The organism is Arthrobacter psychrolactophilus, assembly GCF_003219795.1.
Classification (GTDB): Bacteria; Actinomycetota; Actinomycetes; order Actinomycetales; family Micrococcaceae; genus Specibacter; species Specibacter psychrolactophilus.
This window is the reverse complement of the sequence record NZ_QJVC01000005.1, coordinates 23,467-42,443: the sequence shown is the minus strand read 5'-3', so window position 1 is coordinate 42,443 and position 18,977 is coordinate 23,467. Positions and strand designations below refer to the sequence as shown.

The 18,977-nt window shown below is 63.3% G+C and carries 15 protein-coding genes; 6 read left to right on the top strand and 9 right to left on the bottom strand.

Annotated features, from left to right (window positions below; all coding sequences use genetic code 11):
* Nucleotide 1: 1 nt before the first annotated feature.
* The 3 genes from CVS30_RS08040 to CVS30_RS08030 all read right to left on the bottom strand — a co-directional run bounded on the left by CVS30_RS08040 (nt 2) and on the right by CVS30_RS08030 (nt 2,866).
* The gene (locus tag CVS30_RS08040) at nt 2-1,432 is read right to left on the bottom strand and encodes a class II fumarate hydratase (RefSeq protein ID WP_110484818.1); all 1,431 of its coding nucleotides are present in this window, start codon (nt 1,430-1,432) and stop codon (nt 2-4) included.
* A gap of 139 nt (nt 1,433-1,571) precedes the next feature.
* On the bottom strand, nt 1,572-2,198 hold the full coding sequence (locus tag CVS30_RS08035) for a carbonic anhydrase (RefSeq protein WP_110484925.1): 627 nt from the start codon (nt 2,196-2,198) through the stop codon (nt 1,572-1,574).
* 32 nt (nt 2,199-2,230) lie between these two features.
* Nucleotides 2,231-2,866, bottom strand: coding sequence for a DUF4245 domain-containing protein (locus CVS30_RS08030; RefSeq protein ID WP_110484817.1), 636 nt, complete (start codon nt 2,864-2,866; stop codon nt 2,231-2,233).
* A gap of 176 nt (nt 2,867-3,042) precedes the next feature.
* Here CVS30_RS08030 and glpX point away from each other — a divergent pair, with 176 nt between their 5' ends.
* Nucleotides 3,043-4,080 carry a class II fructose-bisphosphatase gene (glpX, locus tag CVS30_RS08025; protein WP_110484816.1) on the top strand — a complete coding sequence of 346 codons (1,038 nt, stop codon included), beginning with the start codon at nt 3,043-3,045 and terminating at the stop codon, nt 4,078-4,080.
* 16 nt (nt 4,081-4,096) lie between these two features.
* Nucleotides 4,097-5,101, top strand: coding sequence for a lipid II:glycine glycyltransferase FemX (locus tag CVS30_RS08020; RefSeq protein WP_110484815.1), 1,005 nt, complete (start codon nt 4,097-4,099; stop codon nt 5,099-5,101).
* A gap of 78 nt (nt 5,102-5,179) precedes the next feature.
* Here CVS30_RS08020 and CVS30_RS18290 read toward each other — a convergent pair whose 3' ends face one another.
* The 5 genes from CVS30_RS18290 to CVS30_RS07995 all read right to left on the bottom strand — a co-directional run bounded on the left by CVS30_RS18290 (nt 5,180) and on the right by CVS30_RS07995 (nt 11,128).
* Nucleotides 5,180-6,172, bottom strand: a complete 993-nt coding sequence (locus CVS30_RS18290; RefSeq protein WP_245934502.1) for a DUF559 domain-containing protein — start codon at nt 6,170-6,172, stop codon at nt 5,180-5,182.
* A gap of 199 nt (nt 6,173-6,371) precedes the next feature.
* A complete protein-coding gene (gene manA / locus CVS30_RS08010) occupies nt 6,372-7,664 on the bottom strand; it encodes a mannose-6-phosphate isomerase, class I (RefSeq protein ID WP_110484814.1) in 1,293 nt (430 codons plus the stop codon).
* A gap of 115 nt (nt 7,665-7,779) precedes the next feature.
* Nucleotides 7,780-9,381, bottom strand: coding sequence for an LCP family protein (locus CVS30_RS08005; protein WP_110484813.1), 1,602 nt, complete (start codon nt 9,379-9,381; stop codon nt 7,780-7,782).
* A gap of 10 nt (nt 9,382-9,391) precedes the next feature.
* The gene (purE, locus tag CVS30_RS08000) at nt 9,392-9,925 is read right to left on the bottom strand and encodes a 5-(carboxyamino)imidazole ribonucleotide mutase (RefSeq protein WP_110484923.1); all 534 of its coding nucleotides are present in this window, start codon (nt 9,923-9,925) and stop codon (nt 9,392-9,394) included.
* 48 nt (nt 9,926-9,973) lie between these two features.
* Nucleotides 9,974-11,128, bottom strand: coding sequence for a 5-(carboxyamino)imidazole ribonucleotide synthase (locus CVS30_RS07995; RefSeq protein ID WP_110484812.1), 1,155 nt, complete (start codon nt 11,126-11,128; stop codon nt 9,974-9,976).
* A 223-nt stretch (nt 11,129-11,351) separates the two neighbouring features.
* On the opposite strand from CVS30_RS07995, the gene CVS30_RS07990 reads away from it, so the two are divergent.
* Nucleotides 11,352-11,852 (top strand): GtrA family protein, encoded by a 501-nt coding sequence (locus CVS30_RS07990; protein ID WP_110484811.1) that lies wholly within the window; start codon nt 11,352-11,354, stop codon nt 11,850-11,852.
* Between the two features lie 158 nt (nt 11,853-12,010).
* Here CVS30_RS07990 and CVS30_RS07985 read toward each other — a convergent pair whose 3' ends face one another.
* A complete protein-coding gene (locus tag CVS30_RS07985; protein WP_110484810.1) occupies nt 12,011-12,751 on the bottom strand; it encodes a TIGR03089 family protein in 741 nt (246 codons plus the stop codon).
* Nucleotides 12,752-13,146: 395 nt separating this feature from the next.
* Between CVS30_RS07985 and CVS30_RS07980 the strand changes: the two genes are divergently transcribed.
* From CVS30_RS07980 to CVS30_RS07970, 3 genes are read left to right on the top strand one after another with little or no spacing between them, the layout of a single operon-like run.
* Nucleotides 13,147-13,680: a WhiB family transcriptional regulator gene (locus CVS30_RS07980; RefSeq protein ID WP_110484809.1), complete on the top strand. Its 534-nt coding sequence runs from the start codon at nt 13,147-13,149 to the stop codon at nt 13,678-13,680.
* Nucleotides 13,681-13,709: 29 nt separating this feature from the next.
* Nucleotides 13,710-17,108 carry a glycosyltransferase family 2 protein gene (locus CVS30_RS07975; RefSeq protein ID WP_110484808.1) on the top strand — a complete coding sequence of 1,133 codons (3,399 nt, stop codon included), beginning with the start codon at nt 13,710-13,712 and terminating at the stop codon, nt 17,106-17,108.
* Nucleotides 17,101-18,975 carry a DUF5719 family protein gene (locus tag CVS30_RS07970; RefSeq protein WP_110484807.1) on the top strand — a complete coding sequence of 625 codons (1,875 nt, stop codon included), beginning with the start codon at nt 17,101-17,103 and terminating at the stop codon, nt 18,973-18,975. The genes CVS30_RS07975 and CVS30_RS07970 overlap by 8 nt, the downstream gene beginning before the upstream one ends.
* Nucleotides 18,976-18,977: the final 2 nt, after the last annotated feature.

Sequence of the window (18,977 nt, the reverse complement as noted above, 5' to 3'; positions counted from 1 at the left end):
TTTACTTCGGGGCGCGAGTCATGGCCATGACGTCAAGGCCCTTATCCAGCTGCTCCAGGGTCAGCTCGCCACGGTCAACGAAGCCAAGGGCCAGAACGGCTTCACGGATCGTGAGGCCTTCCTTGATGGCGTGCTTGGCGATCTTGGCGGCGTTCTCGTAACCAATGTGCTTGTTCAGCGGGGTCACGATGGACGGTGAAGCCTCGGCCAGGAAGCGGGCGCGCTCAACGTTGGCGGTCAGGCCGTCAATCATCTTGTCGGCCATGACGCGGCTCGTGTTGGTGAGCAAGCGGATGGACTGCAAGAGGTTCGAGGCCATGACCGGGATGCCGACGTTCAACTCGAAGGCGCCATTCGTGGAGGACAAGGCGATCGTGGTGTCGTTACCGATAACCTGAGCGGCAACCATGATGGAAGCCTCGGCGATGACCGGGTTGACCTTACCCGGCATGATGGAGGAGCCCGGCTGCAGATCGGGGATGTTGATTTCGCCCAGGCCGGTGTTGGGGCCGGAGCCCAACCAACGCAGATCGTTGTTGATTTTCATGATCGAGTACGCAATGTTACGCAGCTGGCCGGATGCCTCGATGAGACCGTCGCGGTTAGCCTGAGCCTCAAAGTGGTTGCGAGCCTCGGTCAGCGGCAAGCCGGTGTCTTGGGCGAGCAGGGCGATGACACGCTGCGGGAAGCCGGCCGGGGTGTTGATGCCCGTACCAACGGCGGTGCCGCCGAGAGGGACCTCGGCAACGCGGGGGAGAGCGGACTCGACGCGCTCGATGCCGTAACGGATCTGGGCAGCGTAGCCGCCAAATTCCTGGCCCAAGGTCACGGGAGTGGCATCCATCAAGTGGGTGCGGCCGGACTTCACAACGTCGGCGAACTCCGCTTCCTTGCGCTCCAGGGACTCAGCCAGGTATGCCAAGGCCGGGATCAGGTCGTTGATCAGGGCCGAGGTGGCTGCTACGTGAACCGAGGTCGGGAAGACATCGTTGGAGGACTGTGAGGCGTTGACATGGTCGTTGGGGTGAACAACCTTTTCGGAACCGGCAGCAACGAGTGCGCGGTTGGCCAAGGTTGCCAGAACCTCGTTCATGTTCATGTTGGAGGAGGTACCCGAACCGGTCTGGAAGACGTCGATCGGGAAGTTACCGTCGTACTCGCCGCCGGCAACCAGGTCAGCTGCTGCCTCGATGGCGCGTGCCAGTTCGGCGTCCAGGACACCCAACTCGGCGTTGATCGTGGCGGCAGCCTTCTTGATGCGCGCCAGTGCTGCAATGTGGGCAGACTCCAGTGTCATGCCCGAAATCGGGAAGTTTTCAACGGCGCGCTGGGTCTGGGCGCTGTAGAGAGCGTTGACCGGAACCCGGACCTCGCCCATGGTGTCATGTTCAATACGGAATTCTTGTGCGGTAGCCGCGGCAGTATCAGTCATGCATCCACCATATCGCCGCGGGGCCCTGAGCTAAAAACCGTCACCGTTCCCGATGCCACGATGTTGCCTGGGTGAGCCCAACAAAAAGAAGGCCCGACGGCGGATGGTGAGATCCGCCGTCGAGCCTTCACAAGGTGAGCTAGGCGCCGAGGGAACCATTGCTGTAGACGAGATCGGCGCGACCATCGCTGAGGCGGTAGGTCAGGCCCACCACGGCCGTGCGCTGGCGGGCGACCGCGCTGGCGATGATGGGGGAGTTTTCCACGAGGCGGGCCGCGGTCTGCTTGACGTGCTCGGTGATCATGTCGCTGATGCCGCTGTTCTGGTCCTTACGCAAGGAGGTCAGGACCGAGGGGGTGATGCGTTCGACGAGGTCGCGGATGAAGCCGGCGGGCATGTTGCCTGTGGCGACGGCGTCCTGCGTGGCCGTGACGGCACCGCAATTGTCGTGGCCCAGGACAACGATCAGCGGCACGTTCAGGTAGTCGACGCTGTACTCGAGCGAACCCAGGACGGTGTTGTCGATGACGTGGCCGGCGGTGCGAACCACGAAGGCGTCGCCGAGGCCCAGATCAAAGATGATCTCGGCGGCGAGGCGGGAATCGGAGCAGCCAAAGATGACGGCGAAAGGATGCTGGGTAGAGAGCAAGGAGGTTCGGCGGGCCGCATCCTGATTGGGATGTGAGGAATTGCTGTCAACGAATCGGGCGTTGCCAGCCATCAAGGTCTCCCACGCCTCCGCAGGCGTCTGGGGGTTATTTGCCATTACATTGATATTTCCGTCTTCTGCACCGAGCATTATTTGCCGACTTTCGTTGAGGGAGTGCTTGCGGCGTTCGCGGTGGCTGCTGCATCGGCAGCAAGCTGCTTCGTTGCGCCGGTGGCAAGAATATCAAAGTCTTTGAAATCGGCCGCACCGGTCAAAATGATCGTGGTGCTGCCGCTCGTGAGCACCAGGCTGCGATCGCCCTTGGGCTTGTCGCGCAATTCCCAGTCGTGACCGTCGATCGTGCGGCTTCCCGTGACGGGGGCATTGCTGGACTGTGCGGCGACCCAGGTGGGGTTAGCCGTAATGGTCTGACGCAAAGCGATGAAAGTGTTGCTTCCCGTGACGTAACCAACGTCCCAGAACGCCACGCCATCGGTGCCCGGGGGATTCCAGCGCGCATAGTTCGCGGACCAGCCCTCGGGCAGCGTCGGGGCGACGGGGCTGAAGCCTGCCGGGCCCGCCGCGTTGGCAGCAACTGCGGGGACGTCGATGGCGACACGGTAGCCGTCGGCTTTTTGCTGTGGGTTAAGCCACACAACAGCGAGCACAATAGCCACCGTTGAGAACATGGCCAACAGCATGCCGATGATGGATGCGTTGGCTCGCTTGGCCGCGCCGGCTGCGATAACGGGCTTGACGGTAGGGGTAGGGCTAGATTCACTCACCTGTCCATCTTCCCAGAAGTTGCTGGACAAAAAAGCGCGATAGTTTAGTTGTGCGATAGCTCACACTCGGGTGGCTCGTTGGGTCGCCTATGATGGTTCCGTAGGCAAAAAACGTCAGAGTTGCGCATTGAAGCGCACGAAATAATCTGTGCCTACCTAAACAATGGGGTTTTTACGTGCCTGAAAAAGCATCACAATTGGATTATTCCCACCTGTCCCGTTCGCTCGCCGTTGGTGATGACGAGCCGGACCGGAACCTAGCCCTTGAGCTCGTCCGTGTGACCGAAGCCGCCGCTATCGCCGGTGGCCACTGGGTTGGATTCGGCGAAAAAAACCTTGCCGACGGTGCGGCCGTTGACGCTATGCGTTCCCTCCTCTCAACGGTGCACTTCAACGGTGTTGTAGTCATCGGTGAAGGTGAAAAAGACGAAGCCCCCATGCTGTTCAATGGCGAGGTTGTTGGCGACGGCTCCGGCCCCGAGTGCGATGTCGCCGTTGACCCCATCGATGGAACCCGCCTGACGGCCATGGGCATCAACAACGCCCTCGCAGTTCTGGCTGTGGCCGAACGCGGCACCATGTTCGACCCCTCCGCCGTGTTCTACATGGAAAAGCTCGTCACGGGCCCGGAAGCCGCAGACATGGTTGACCTGCGCCTGCCCGTCAAGCAAAACCTGCACCTCATCGCCAAGGCCAAGGGTGTCAAGGTTAACCAGCTCACCGTCATGGTGCTGGACCGCGATCGCCACCAGCCACTCATCGCCGAAATCCGCGACGCCGGAGCCCGTACCAAGATCATCCTCGACGGTGACGTGGCCGGTGCCATCGCTGCCGCCCGCGCCGGAACTGGCGTTGACGCGCTCATGGGTATCGGTGGCACGCCGGAAGGCATCGTCGCCGCCTGCGCCATCAAGACACTCGGTGGTGTCATTCAGGGTCGTCTGTGGCCCACCTCTGATGAGGAGAAGCAAAAGGCGCTCGACGCCGGACACGACCTGGACCGCGTCCTCTCCACCAACGATCTGGTCACCAGTGACAACTGCTACTTCGCTGCGACCGGCATCACCGATGGCGATCTGCTCCGCGGTGTGCGTTACGACAAGGGCCGCGTGCTGACGCAGTCAATCGTGATGCGCTCCAAGTCCGGGACGATCCGTTTCGTCGACGGTGAGCACCAGGCTGCCAAGTGGGAGAGCTACGCTCGTCGAGGCTAGCCGGTAGGGTTGAAGCATGACTTTAAGTGTTGTGCCTTGCCTTGATCGCGTCGAATGGGATGCTGCTGTTGATTCGCAGCAGGGGCATCCCATGCAATTGTGGGGCTGGGGTGAAACGAAGGCCGCGCATAATTGGCGGGTTGATCGTGTCCTGGTCCGCGACGGCGACACGCTCGTCGGCTCAGCTCAGATCCTCCTGCGCACCTTGCCATTCCCGTTCCGCTCCCTGGCATACCTGGCGAGGGGACCACAGGCCGAGGCAGGCCTGGAGAATGAGGTGCTTAACGCCGTCGGACGTTATGTGAAGACCACCCACAAGTCGGTTGCGCTGAGCATAGAGCCGGATTGGGACGCCGCGACGGTGGCTGTGGCGTCGTTGCCGGCCACGGGATGGGTGCCGAGCAACAGCACCATCTTGATTCCGCGCACCTTGATTTTGGATCTGACGCGCACTGAGGACGAGCTGCTCGCGGCCATGTCCAAGAAGACGCGCCAGTACATTCGCAAGTCCAGCCGCGAGGCGCTCGAGTACCGGGCCGTCACCGAGGCGGAGGTGGCGCAGTGCATGAGCGTGTACAAGGAGACCGCCGAGCGTGCGGACTTCGGGATCCACGAGGATGGCTACTACGCCGATATTCTGCGCAACCTCGGCGAGGGCTCGCCCATCTACGGTGCGTTCGACGGCGAGAAGCTGGTCTCGTTCCTGTGGCTCGCCGCGAGTGGCTCCACCGCCTTTGAGCTGTACGGCGGCATGACCGAGGAAGGCAGCCAGTTGCGCGCCAACTTCTCGCTGAAGTGGCTCGCCATCCAGGAAATGAAGGCTCGCGGCATCACACGCTACGACTTCAACGGCTTGCTCAACGACGGTGTCTCCAAATTCAAGTTTGGCTTCGCCGACCATGAGGACATGCTGGCGGGTACTTGGGATCTGGCCCTGTCACCGCTCTACCCGGTCTTCGCGAAGGCACTTCCCGTAGCGCGCCGCTCCATGAAGAAGGTCCGCGGGCTCCTGAAGCGCTAAATCCCCGTTGACCCGTCACATCACGCCCTTTTGAACGTTCAAAGCGGCGTGATGTGACGGGTCAATCTCGTTCATGGGCTATTCGAAGTCCTTGCGGGTGTTTAACAGCCCCTGCAACGAGCGCTCGGCCAAATTGGTGGGGTCCGCCCACCCGCCAAGCTTGAGCGCCCGGGCAATTTTGGTGATGACCACGAGCTCACCGGCCCAGATATCGTCATTGTTGATCAGGACCTGATGCCAGCCCAGATTCTTGGTGATGTAATCCCTGTCGTGGTCTTTGGCCTGTTGGGCAGGGGAGAAGTGATGGGCGCCGTCGTACTCGGCGCAGGTCCGGTACTCTTCACAGCCCAGGTCCGGCCCCACCTTCCCCACGCCATGTTCATCCCTGATTTCCACATTGTGTTTGAACTCGGGCAAGGGCCAGCGCCCGATCATGAGCCGCAGCATCGTCTCCCGCGGTGAATCCGAGCCCACCCGCGCCAGGTCCAGGGCCGCGTGGAGCTTGGCCAGCCCCCGATGCCGCGGATGCTCGGCGATGTAGGCCTTGAGCGCATCCAAAGAGACGAGCGGGTACACCTGGCGGCCAAAGGAGCGGTGGTGCTCGCTGGCCAGCTGATCGGCAATATCCACCAACTCCTCGACCGTGAGCATGGGAGCCAGATCCAGCAGAGTTCGTTGCAGGGAGGTCATGGGGACGCCGGCACAAATGACGAGATCGCTACGGGCTAGCTCGAGCTGTCGGCCGTGAACGCCCTTTCGGCGAGGCCGGGCATCGCCGGCGAACCTCGCCAGATCCAAGGACTGTTGCTGCTGAAAACGCTGGGGGAGATAGAACCCATGGATCCTCGCCGCCGTCACGTGGCTGATGAAACTTTGAGGAGTTGTCTCCGTCAACGTTCGGCAGCTATCGAGGAGCTCAAACTCGGCTTGGACGGGAAGCCGGATGCCACGGCTGGGTGTGGAGAGATCTCTCGCTCGAGTTCGCTTCTTGGAGATGCCCCGACGCAGGGCAGCCTCCAAAGTGAAAGGGAACTGCGAGAGGGGCATCGGCAGGGGCTCTGGGTTTCTCATACTTCCATTAGGACAAAAAATCCGGGGCCCCGTGGCCCGAATTCGCTGTTTTGGGCAAATCTGTGGATAACGAAAAACAGTATCCACAGGCGCTCCAAGTTGAGTCGCCACGTCACGCCCTTTAGAACGATCTAAAGGGCATTATGTGGCGACTCAACCGTCAGGGAGGCCTAAGCGGCCACTCAACCGTCAGGGAGGCCTAAGCGGCGACGGTGATGGCGAAAACGATCGATGAGGTGCCGGTTCCGGATGAAACGGGGGCTCCGGAGGTGCCGGTGGCAGCAGCATGTTCGCTCACGGGGTGAACCATGACGGGATTCTCGGCCGCCGGGACAAAGACGGAACCGCCGCGGGCTAGGAGGAGATCTCCGCGTGGCGAATCGAGGCGTACCTGGCCGGACACCGCCACTATGATCAGGGGGCCGTTCTGGACCAGCGGCACCGGCTCAGAGTCTGCGGAGATTTCAATCCGTTGCAGGGCGAATTCCGTAAAAGGCGGCTCCCAGACGTGCTGGCCCAGCTCGGTGGTCCGTGTGGGGACCCTCGGAGCGGAGCTCGGCGTAAAGTCAACGGTTTCCAGCAGTTCGGGGACATCGACGTGCTTACCCGTGAGTCCACCGCGCAACACATTGTCCGAGGACGCCATAACCTCCAGCCCCAGTCCGTCAAGGTAGGCATGGATATTGCCCGCCGGAAGGTAGATGGCCTCGCCGGGTTCGAGCGAGACGCGGTTCAGAAGCAACGACACGAGAACTCCGGAATCGCCGGGGTACTGTTTGGCCAGCTCAATGACGGTGCGGAGCCCGGGGGAGAGCTCCGTTCCGGAATCCGTGGCTGCAGCGAGGGCGGAGGCTGCCAGCGTCACCAACTCGGTCGTGGCAGAACCGCCACCGATCAAGGTTTCAAAGGCCTTCCGCACCACCATGGGCTCGGCCATGCGTGAATGCAAGGTGATTTCTACCCGAGACAAGAGTTCGGGCACCGCGGCACCCGTTGCCGCAATGGCGGCACCCACAGCCTGGAAGAGCTCGGCGGACTCGGCGCAGGACCGGAAGCCACAGAGCGCTTCGAAAGGAGTCAGCGCCAGGATCATTTCCGGCTTGTGATTCTCATCCTTGTAATTGCGGTCGGCGGCATCCCGCGGAACCCCGGCTGCTTCCTCATCGGCAAACCGTTCCTTGGCACGCGCAAAAGTGGGATGCACCTGCAAGGACAGCGCCTGATTCGCGGCAAGGAGCTTTACGAGGAACGGCAGCTTCGCACCAAAGGCCGCATGAACTTCCTGCCCCAAGGTGGACTCTGGGTACTCGGCGATCAACTGGTCGAGCGGCACAGGGCCGTCGGGTGTAGCGGCGATGGAGGGGGAATCGGGGTGAGCACCCATCCACAGCTCAGCTTCAGGGCCTCCACTGGGCTCGGTTCCCAAGAGCTCGGCGATGGCCGTGGTTGAACCCCACGGGTAGTCACGCATGACATTGGTGAGTGCAAACATAAGTAGTTTCTCCTGGTCCAAGACAAGCTGCAGATCGATGGAAAGAGTGTAAAGGAAGACCGGGCCCACTGTGTCAGCGGGCCCGGTCTACCCATGGAACGAGGTGAGGCCGTGATTACCCGGGTGAGCAGCTGCCGTTATTGGCCAAGAGCATGGTGAGCGTCGCGGCGTCACCGTTGATGGCCAACTGCTGGAGGTACTCGGCCGTGATCTCCGGGTCCGGAGCAGCAGGTGTCGTCGCCACGGGAGCCTCGACCGGGGCCTCCGCAACGGGATCCTCGGCGGCAGGCGCCTCGGCAGCGGGATCCACAGGAGCCGGTGCGGGTGGCTCTGCGGCGGGCGCGGGGTTCAGGAGTGCCTTGACCCGTGAGTGAATCAAGTCGAAGTCCGGATAGGTCGAGAAGTTCTCTTCAAAGTCCGGCGGACCCAGCGTGAGCCGGGAGAGCCCAAAGTTCTTCGACTTCAGCGCCAGCGAGACAAAACTGCCCAACTGACCGGCAGGCAGATCGGACTCCATGACCTTGGACCCGGCATCGGCAATGGCACTGAACTTGGTGAAGACGGTCGAGGGATCCATTTGGGCCAGCATGGCGGCCTGGATGCACTGCTGGCGCTGGCTGCGGCTGTAGTCGAGCACCCATTCACGAGAGCGGGCGTACCACAGTGCGTGATAGCCATCGAGTTTCTGCACGCCCGGAGCGATCCAACCGGTCGGCGGCAGGTGGTCGCCAGTGCCGTTGACGTCGTCGCCGCTGAGTGGAACCCAGCCGCCGGCGTTGATCGTGACCCCACCCATGGCGTCGATGAGCTGGGAGAATCCAGCCATATCCACCAGCACGTAGCCCTGGATCTTGAGCCCCAAGATTCCGCCAGCCGCATCCATCATGGCCGCCGCACCGGGGTCTTGCACACCAGGGTAGAGGTCCGGGTGGTTGTTGGTGACGTCGGTGTAGAGGAAGTTGATGATGCAGTTATCGCCGCAGTCATAGCCCTCTGGGTAGATACCCCACAGCGGCGAGCCCTCCGTGAACTGGGCGTTCTGGAAGTTGCGCGGAATGGAGATCGTGGCGGCTTGCCCGGTCTTGGCGTCAACACTCATAACCATGATCGAGTCCGGTCGGCGCCCCGAACGGTCTTCGCCGGCGTCGCCACCCATGATGAGGAAGTTGTAGCGCCCGTCGACAGGTTTCATGTCCGGCCCGGCCTGGAAAATGCTGGTGATGGCGTTGCGGCCGGAATTAATCATTAGGGCGCCGTAGCCCAGCGTGCCACAGGTCAGCACCATGAGCACCGCCACGGCCCCGCTGACCATGGCGCGCATGCCCGGCGCCAACAGCCCCGGTTTGATGATCTTGAGCGTGTTCAAGAAGATGATGGCCCAGCCCACGGCCACCGCCAGCATCGCGACAATCACCAGGAGCGAGGTCCAGGGGTTGGTGAATAAGTTCAGTAGCGTCTCGCGGTGGACCAAGGCCAGTACGACGGCGACAATCGCCAAGGCCCAGATCGTGAAGGTCACGCGCAGGGCATGGCGCCCCAGACGACGGTTTCCGGCGACGATCTGGGCCGAGCCGGGAACGAATAAGGTCAACAGCAGAAGGAACCAGGCTCGCTTGGAGCGCATGGGGGCCGACGCCGACTCCGGATACCGGACGGGGTTGGTCAACACGGCCGGGCGATTGGACGCCTGGGATACCTTCGGGCTGCTAAAACTCATGGGTTCCGGCTCACGCCCCCGCTGGGTTGGCGGAGGGGCGCTCTACGGCCAGCGGATAGTCGCTGCCAGCCTTTTCACGGAGCTTCGCGCCCTTAGCCGAGGCTTCGTCGTTGAGGGACTGGGCGAACTCCGCCAACTTCACGGTCAGGGACGCCGCGAGCTCATCGCTTCCGGAGGCCAGCATGCGCACGGCCAACAGGCCAGCGTTGCGGGCGCCGCCGATGGACACCGTGGCAACGGGGACGCCGCCGGGCATCTGGACGATGGAGAGCAGGGAATCCATGCCGTCGAGCGTCTTCAGCGGAACGGGAACGCCTACGACCGGCAGGGTCGTGACGGAGGCCAGCATGCCCGGCAGGTGGGCCGCGCCGCCGGCGCCGGCGATGATGACGCGCAGGCCGCGAGCGGCGGCGTTCTGGCCGTAGCTGATCATTTCGGTGGGCATGCGGTGCGCCGAGACCACGTCGGTTTCAAAGGGAATGCCGAATTCGGATAGGGCCGCCGCGGCTGCTTCCATGACGGGCCAATCGGAATCCGAACCCATGACCAAGCCCACGAGGGGTGTGGTGGTGTTGTTACTCAAGAGAAGTCCTTACTTTCCGTCACGAATGATGTTGGCCACGGTGGTGGCGCGGGCGCGGGCGGCGGTGACGTCGTCGTTCTTGGAGGCGATGACATTCACGTGGCCAATCTTGCGGCCGGGTCGGACCGACTTGCCGTAGCTGTGCACCTTGACGGTGGGCTCGGCGGCCAGGGCGGCTGCATAGGCGCTGAAGAGATCCAGATTGGCGCCGCCGAGGAAGTTCTTCATCACAACAATTGAACCCAGCGCGTCCGTGGCACCTAGGGGGAGGTCCAGGACCGCACGCAGGTGTTGTTCGAACTGGCCGGTCAGGGCACCGTCCATGGTCCAGTGGCCGGTGTTGTGTGGGCGCATGGCCAGCTCGTTGACGAGGAAGCCGGGGGCGCGGCCGGGGGTCTCGAAGAGTTCTGCGGCCATGACTCCGGTGACACCGAGTTCGTTCGCGATGCGCAGGGCGGCGGCGGCTGCGGCCTCGGCCACCTCGGCGGGAATGTTCGGGGCGGGGGCGATGACCTCGTCGCACACGCCGTCGACCTGAATGGACTCGGCAACGGGCCAGGCGCGGGATTCGCCGGACGGGGTGCGGGCCACGAGGGCGGAGAGCTCGCGGGAGAAGTCCACCATTTCCTCGACGAGGAGCGGGCTCATGGCCTCAAACCAATCGGCGGCGGCCGTGGCGTCGTCGGCCGAGCGCAGCACCTTCACGCCCTTGCCGTCGTACCCACCACGGGGCATCTTCAGCACCACGGGCCAGCCGTGGGTCTCGCCGAAGGCGGCAATGTCAGCGACAGAGGCGACGGCGGCCCAGGCCGGGTTGGGCAGGCCCAGGCGTTCAATCGCGGCACGCATCACGAGCTTGTCCTGGGCGTTAATCAACGCGTCAGGACGCGGCTGGACGTTGACGCCGTCGGCAATCAGCGCCTGCAGGTGCTCGCTCGGGACGTGTTCGTGGTCAAAGGTGAGCACGTCCACGCCGCGGGCAAATTCACGCAGAGTCTCCAAATTCTTATAGTCACCGACGGGTGCCTGTGCCACGGCAGGCACGGCACACACGTCAGGGGCTTCCGCCAAGATACGTAAATCAAAACCAAGGGCCACGGCTGCGGGGGCCATCATGCGGGCTAGCTGTCCGCCACCCACCACACCGATTACAGGAAAAGTCACAGTCCCCAGCGTACCGAAAGTCTGTGAGGTTCCATGCTTTTACGACTCCGAGGACCGCGATTAACCGGGAAATATAGGTCAACTATCAGCTCGTTCCCCGTCTTTTCGCGATTTGAGGAGAGCCGCCGGGATTAGAATTTGTGGAGGAAGCCGAGCAGTTCAAGCATTCAGGCACGTCTCTTCCGCTTCAATTTTTGCCAGTCGTATTTCCTGACGGAGGACCATGAACCAGACACTAACCCAGCGCGTCAAGGGCCTGATGGGCCTTTTTTGGCGCGAAGTGGCCAAGTTTGGCGTGGTCGGCGGCGTGGCCTTTGTCATTGACACGGGCATTTACCTGTGGCTCCTGGGCGGCAGCATGGGCGGACACCCCACGAAGGCCAAGCTCATCTCGGCCGCCGTCGCCACGATCTTCTCCTGGCTCGCCAACCGTTACTGGACGTTCCGCCACCGCCGCCAAGCCAATATGGTGCGCGAAGTGGTGCTCTTCATCGTCATGAACGGCGTGGGCATGGGCATCGCGGCGGCCTGCGTGTACATCTCCCACTGGGTCCTCGGCTTTGAAACGGCCACGGCAGACTTCATCGCCGGCTCCGTCATCGGCCTGGTCCTAGGCACCATCTTCCGCTTCTTCGCCTACCGTTACTGGGTCTTCACGGAAGAGCTCGACGCCGAACCCGGTTACGCAGACGACCACGAACTCATCGAGCTCGACCGCAAGTAACCGCCCCTCAAAAGAGGCCCCTATGAGGTGCGTTCTTGGTGTCTGGGCCTCGGGTCTGCCTGATTCCGTGTTGAGTTGGCAGGTAATGCCCTTTAGAACCTTCTAAAGGGCATTACCTGCCTACTCAACGCACGGACGTCGTGGATTCCCTGGATCCCCTAGGCTGTGATGTTTTCGCTGCTGCGCAGGCGCTCCGTGGCCGCGACGCTGGGGTCGAGCAGGACCACGGAACCACCGGCCGCCCACGTTTCCACCGCGGAACGGACGACGGCGGCCCAACCCTCGCGCGCCTCCAGTAGCACTCGCTGAGGTGCTTCGGCAGATGCGGCGATCACCTGGTCGTAAGTCATCGTGGTCTCGTCGTGCTGCCAGGCGATATCGCTGGGCTCGGGATCGGCGTCGGCAAAGAACACATCTCCGTGTGCCCGGACATCTCCGGAGTAATCCAGCGTGCGCGGCGGGAGCTCGCCTAACCAGCGCATCTGCAGGGCAGGCAGGGCCACGGCAATGATCAGCGGCGCGGGCTTAGCCTCCGCGAGGCGTTCGTTCATGGCGGCGGGGTCCGCGGTGGCGACGATGTCGGCAGAAGGGAAGGGGTCCGGCGTCGTACTCTCAGGCGCTGAGGTGGAGATGACCGTGGCACCGACCGCCCAGGAGGCCAGGAGCCACACCATGGAGCGCCAGTGCAGCGGCAGGTCTAGGGCGATGAGGGTGCCTGGTTCAGCATCGAGCTCGTCGACTAGGTAGTTGGCCGTTTTCGCGATCCAATTATCGAGAACTCGTCCCGAAAGTTCCACGCGCTCGGAGTCGGGCCCGTACCAGGAGAGCCTGGGGGAGGTGGGGTTCTGGGTGCGGAAGGCGTTGAGGAGAGCGGCGGGGGTGGTGGGAGTCAGTTCCATACCGTTTATCTTTCCATGTTCATGCCTTTGCGGCCTCTGAAACGGACGCCAACTACTCCATCGAGTGGACGAATTGACTTATGGAACGTGAGCTGCGTTACAAAAATTCACCTACTGTTAAGTAATTATTCAAAAATTTCCCGAACTGTCGCGGAAATTCCTGAAATTCAGTCTCTGACGCCGTGATTACAAGGATGTATCGGTATGAAAACCTCCGGCGTGGCGAAGGGTATGAACCCCCTGTGTGCTGGTTATCATCTCGGGCCGCTTGACGTGAGCGACTTACATGGATGTAATTAGACGCACGAACCGCCGTAAGTGGCACTGCACTTCGCAGATTGCGAGGACCTGGAAATCGGGGAGCAGTGTGGGCGGCAACATTCAGGAGGACGACCATGGGGCAATCGCAGCTGAGTGTGACAAATATTCACAACGATTCCGTGGCGGCAAAGGCGGCTACCGAATACCAAACACGGGGCGTACCCTCTGACTGGTACGTTGACCCGGCTGATCCCGACGCGGCGGCTTTCCATGAGCGCCATAGCCGGCTGACGTTGGAAGATGCGGCAACAGCATTCCTGACCTCGCACGAAGATGATCAGAGCGATGAGCCACGCGCCCTACTCTCTCCAGAGGACGCTCTCGAGCCCGCCAATGATCCTGTGTGGATTGGTTTGCGACCGCGTCTTGACGATTTTAGTGATGAAGGTGAACTAGGCTGGCAGACTGATGCTTTATGCGCACAGACTGATCCGGAGGCCTTCTTCCCCGAAAAGGGCGGATCCACCCGGGACGCCAAAAAAGTTTGTGCGGCATGTAATGTCAAAGCACAGTGTCTTGAGTACGCTCTTGCCAACGATGAGCGGTTTGGAATCTGGGGCGGCCTGTCCGAGCGTGAACGCCGGCGGCTGCGGAAGCGAGCAGTCTAATTCTTGAAGCAGTAAAAGTCACCGCCATTGTGGTTGCTCACAATGGCGGCGCCTATCTCCCTACAGTTTTGGCCGCCTTGGCCGCACAAACCCGCGTCGCAGACCATGTCTTGGCGGCCGACACAGGATCCACAGATAATTCGGGGGAGTTGCTGCGTACGGAGCTGGGCGAGCGGAATGTCATCTCCCTCGACGGGCGCAGAAGCCGTCGCAAGGGTGACGCTCACCGAGGCTACGGTGCTGCTGTTGACGCCGTGCTGGCCTACCAAACCCGCCAACGCCAGGGCGTTCCCGACGCGGCCCGCATCCCGGCACGTGTTGGGGCCTCCGGGGCTGCCAGCGATGAGCTCCCCATCTGCAATGAATGGATTTGGCTACTGCATGACGATGCCGCCCCGGCACCCGATGCCCTGCAGCTCTTGTTGGAAGCCACCGAACGCGCCACCACGGCTACCGTGGTGGGTTGCAAACAACTGGACTGGGACAACCACCGACGCCTGGTTGATGTTGGCCTTCAAGCAAATGTCTGGTTTGACCGCTTCACCCTCGTTGGCTTGGATGAGCAAGACCAGGGCCAGCTCGACAAAAATTCTGACATGTTCGCCGTCAACACCGCTGGCATGCTGGTCCGCCGCGACGTGTTCGAGCGGCTCGGCGGATTTGATCCGGCACTTCCCGGCCCTGGCGACGACCTGGACTTTTGTGCCCGCGTCCGTCTAGCTGGCGATCGCGTTCTGGTGGTCCCCGCGGCGCACATGTTCCACGTGGTTCAGCGCCCCAACGGCATGGGCTCGCCCGTTGCCGCCTGCAAGGCCGCCATCTTCCTGCGCCTGAAGCACGCACCCCTGTGGGCCGTGCCGTTCTTAGCCGTCGGCACCTTCCTCGCTGCGCTCTACTGGCTTGTCACGGGCTTTGTGCTCAAGGCTCCGGGCCATGCGTTGCGCATGTTTGCCGCAAGCTGCGCTGGTTTGTTGCGCCCTGTGACCCTGCACCGCAGCCGCAAGGCGCTCGCGAGTCAGCGCAGCCGGCGGCGTTCGGTCCACAAGGGCGTCCTCGTGGACAACGAAGCCGCCCGGAAGCACCTCAAACTCCTCCGTGAGTCGGTGGGCCCGGACGATGACCTCATGCACGAAAACCACGACAGTTCCTCCATTTTGGAGCCAACCGGCCAGACACACAATGAGCCCATTACGCCGCTAGCCGTCACGAAGACGGCTCCGCTCGTGAGCGCCCTCGGGCTCGTCGTGGTCCTGGCGATCGTGTCCCTCCTAGCCCTTTCACGCTTCTTTGGCGCCTCGTCCCTGACCGGTGGCGCATTGCTGCCGCTCTCCGAACAGTCGTCGTTGGTCTGGCGGCATGCGACGGATTGGTGGATCTCGCTCGGCTCCGGTCTGCCCGGACGCGGCGATCCCTTTAACTTTGTGCTCGGTATCCTGAGCTTCCTGGGCGGTAACGGCTCACAGGCCGTCCTCTGGATGGTCCTGCTGGCCCTGCCGCTGTCCGCCTTCACCGCTTGGCTTGCAACCGGCGCGTTGTCGCTGCGTCGCTGGCCTCGGATAGTCGCCGCCCTCGCCTGGGCAGGTGCTCCGATGTTGCTGGTTGGCATGGGCCAGGGCCGGGTCGGTGCGCTCCTGGCGCATATTTTGATTCCGCTCGTCATGCTCGGGCTCATCCGCGCTGTTGGAGCTGCCGCCAGCCCGGCGCCCAAGGTCGTACCGATTCAAGGCGCCATGGCCGGAACCCCCACGGTGACCATCACCAAGCTTGGACGGCCCGGCGTTGACGGCAACCCGTCCTGGACGGCCGCTGCTGCCGCGGGTCTGGGCCTGGCCGTGGTCACGGCCGCTTCCCCGAGCCTGCTGCCGCTGGCCGCCGTCGGGATCTTGTTGACCGCCTTGGTCATGCGAGGCCGCGGCAAGACCATCTGGTGGGCCCTGATTCCCTCCGCCGCGCTCTTCCTGCCGCTGGCCTGGTCTGCCTGGGACAACCCGCGGGCCATCCTGGCTGATCCCGGCGTGCCCCTGCCTTCGATGACGGCGCCCCTGTGGCAGCAGTTGTTGGGCTTCCCCGAGCAGATCACCGCCACCGAGGGTCTGCTGGGTCTTGGCTCGCTCGTGGCCGCACCGTGGTGGACCTGGGTTGCCGTCGGCATCGTCGGTGCCCCCGTGGTGATGGCCGCCGTCTTCGCGCTCGTGTCGCCGGTACGCCGTTCGGCGATGGTGCGCGGGCTGTGGTTCATCGCCCTGCTCGCTCTCGCCTCGGCTTATGCCAGCAAGCTCATCGCCGTCGCGTTCGACGGCGTCACTCTCGTCACGCCCTTCAACGGACCGGCCGTCTCGGTCGCGTTCTTTGCGCTCTTGGGTGCGGCCGTCGTAGCCCTAGACTCTGTGCAGAACCGTGCCTGGAACCCGGCCTTCGTCGACAGCGCTCGCCCCACACAACATCGCGGCGCGAAGATCGTGGCCACCGTGTTGTCCGCGATGCTCGTCGTGGCCCCGACCGCGAGCCTGACGCTGTGGAGCGTGCAGCAGCTCTCGGCGGAGCCCGGTGCTGCCGCACTGACGGGTCCCTTCCTGCCGCAGAGCGCCACGGCTGGCACCATTCCGGCCACGGCCTCCGATCGTGGCACGGGCCCGGAAGCCAGCCGCACCATTGTCTTGACGGTCATGACCGACGGCGGTGTTCAGGCCTCGCTCATGCAGGGCGCCGGAACCACGCTCGATGCTATGTCCACGATTGCCACGGCCGCCCGCGTCACGGGTGCTCCCGGCGCGGAGTCCGTGCTCGCCAGCGATCCGGCAACCCTGGCCCTGGAAGATACCGTGGCAGCCATGCTGTCCAAGTCCGGCATCGACCCGCGGGATGAGCTCGTGGAGCTCGGTGTGGGCTTCGTCGTGCTGCGCCAGGGTGACACGGCCGCCGAGCTGCTTGCCGGAGAGCTAGAGGCCGTTCCGGGTCTCGACACGGTTGGTCCCACCGAATCAGGCTGGTTGTGGCGCGTTCAGCCCAGTTACGTCGATGCCGGCAAGACCGACGTCGTCAACCGCGTGCGCCTCGTCGACGCGAGCGGCAAGTCCGTGGCCGCCGTCGACTCTGATGGTCAGAACGTCAACACGCAGATCCCCGCGGGTGACTCCGGCCGCCGCGTGGTCTTGGCCGAACGCTCCGACGCGGGCTGGCAGGCCTGGCTGGACGGCAAGGAACTCACGGCGACGAACTCGTCCTGGGCCCAGGCCTTTGAACTGCCAGAATCCGCCGGAAAACTTGAAATCCGTTACGTCCATCCGCTCCATGCGGTCATGAGCCTGGTGCAGCTGGTCCTCCTCGGGCTGACCGTGCTGTTGGCCATTCCGGTGCGGGCCCGACGCGGCCGCACGGGAGCGTACCGAGACGAAGCATCATTGCAAAAGGTTGGTAGAAGTGCCTGAGATCAAGGACAACAACGGCGAGAACACGCCTGTGACCCCTAAGGCTGGCGACTCGGCGAAGCAGGCCAATCAGCCCTCGGCCACCCCGTCCGACGGCGGGACCTCGCCTGCCGCTGGAGACCTCGCCAAGAGCGCCCCGGCCAAGACGGCCTCGGGTGCGGAGACGACGTCCGGCAAGGACGCCACGCTAGGCAAGAAGGCTAAAGAAGCTAAAGCCCCGAAGGCTGTCAAAACGCCTAAGGCCGCCAAGGCGCCCGCAGCGAAGAGTTCTCGCCGCGCGCAGCGTACCGTGCGTCGTCGCTGGCCTGCAGTTGTCGCCGGAACTGCCACGCTGGTTCTGGCCGTGGGGGTTCTGGGTGCTGGCAGCGTTTTTTCCGGCACTGATGCCACGAAGGTCACCGAACCCGTTCCGCACCTGCTGCCCGTGGGCGAATCTATGGCTATCTGCCAGGGGCCCACGCAGCTGCTCGCAGGCTCGGCAGTGGGTTCGGATCCGGAATTTTCCGCGAACTCATCCTCCACCAAGAGCGCCTTGAACGCCGTGGTGCTCAGTGGCTCCACCGGCGAATTGCCTGGTGCCTCCGTGGACCTCTTGGATGCTAAGTCCTCCGAGCTGTTCTCCTTGTCGAAGGCCCCCGAATCGCCCGCTCCGACGCCCACCGAGCTCACCGGTAAGCCGAAGATGAAGGCCGTGGTCGCCCACGGTAAGGACACCAACGCCGCATCGGTGCTGCGCATCCAGCCCCTGGGCGAGGAAAATCCGCGGGGAACCGCCTCTGTCGTTGTGAACTCCACAGACGGCGATCTGGCCGGGCTCTCGGCCGCCACCTGCCAGACGCCGTCGAACGAGCTGTGGCTTTCCGGAGCCAGCACCACGGTGGGCCGCACAGCGATCCTCGCGATTTCCAATGCCTCCAAGTCCGTCGCCACCGTGTCGCTGGATCTCTTCGGCAGCACCGGCCCGATCCAGACGGCTGGCGGTAAGGGGCTCGTCGTAGCGGCGGGATCAGTGCGCTCCGTGGTCTTGTCCGGACTCGCGCCCGACCAGGGCATGCTCAGCGTGCACCTGAAGAGCTCCGGCGGCGCCGTGAGCGCAGTGATTCAAGAATCCGTGCTGCGTGGCTTGACGCCAGGTGGCGTAGACTATCTCGCTCCCGTCCAGGCACCCAGCTCTACTCAAACCATTCCGGGTGTCCGAGTTCAGGCACCTGCCGCGGCAGCCAAGATTTCTGCTCAGTCGGGCTACGCCGACGCCACCACGGTCCTGGCCGTGACGGTTCCGGGAGTGTCCGATTCGCTCGTGGAGGTCAAAGCCTTTGGCGCCGACGGCCAGGTCGCGCTGCCCAACGGGGGAGTGTTCACAGCAGCGGCCGGCAAGGTCAGCGAACTGTCCCTGGCTGGATTGCCCGAGGGCACCTACTCGCTCAGCCTCAAGGCGGAAGCTGCCGTCACGGCAACGGCACGCGTTGTCAATTCCACGAAGGCTGGCGAGGCCACCGATCTGGCCTTTGCGCCGTCGGTGGGACGCCTCGGCGATACCCACCTCGTGACGCTGCCACAGGACGTCAGCTCCAGCCTGGTGTTTGTGGCTCCCGAGGGAACCTCAACCGTCAGCGTCGTCCCGATCTCGGCCGATGGCGTCCTAGGCACCGCGAAAACCATCGACCTAGCCGTCGGCATCACCTCCACCGTGAACGCGTCCGACTTCCTCGGCTCCGGGGCCGTCTCGGCACTCATTTCCGTGTCCGGGGCGCCCACCTACGGCAGCCAGATGCTGCTTAAGTCAGCTTCTGCGGGAATCTCCGTGCTTCCTATCGCGGGCACCACGGTTGGCACGCAGGCCGTCAACATCACCACCGGCTACTAGCC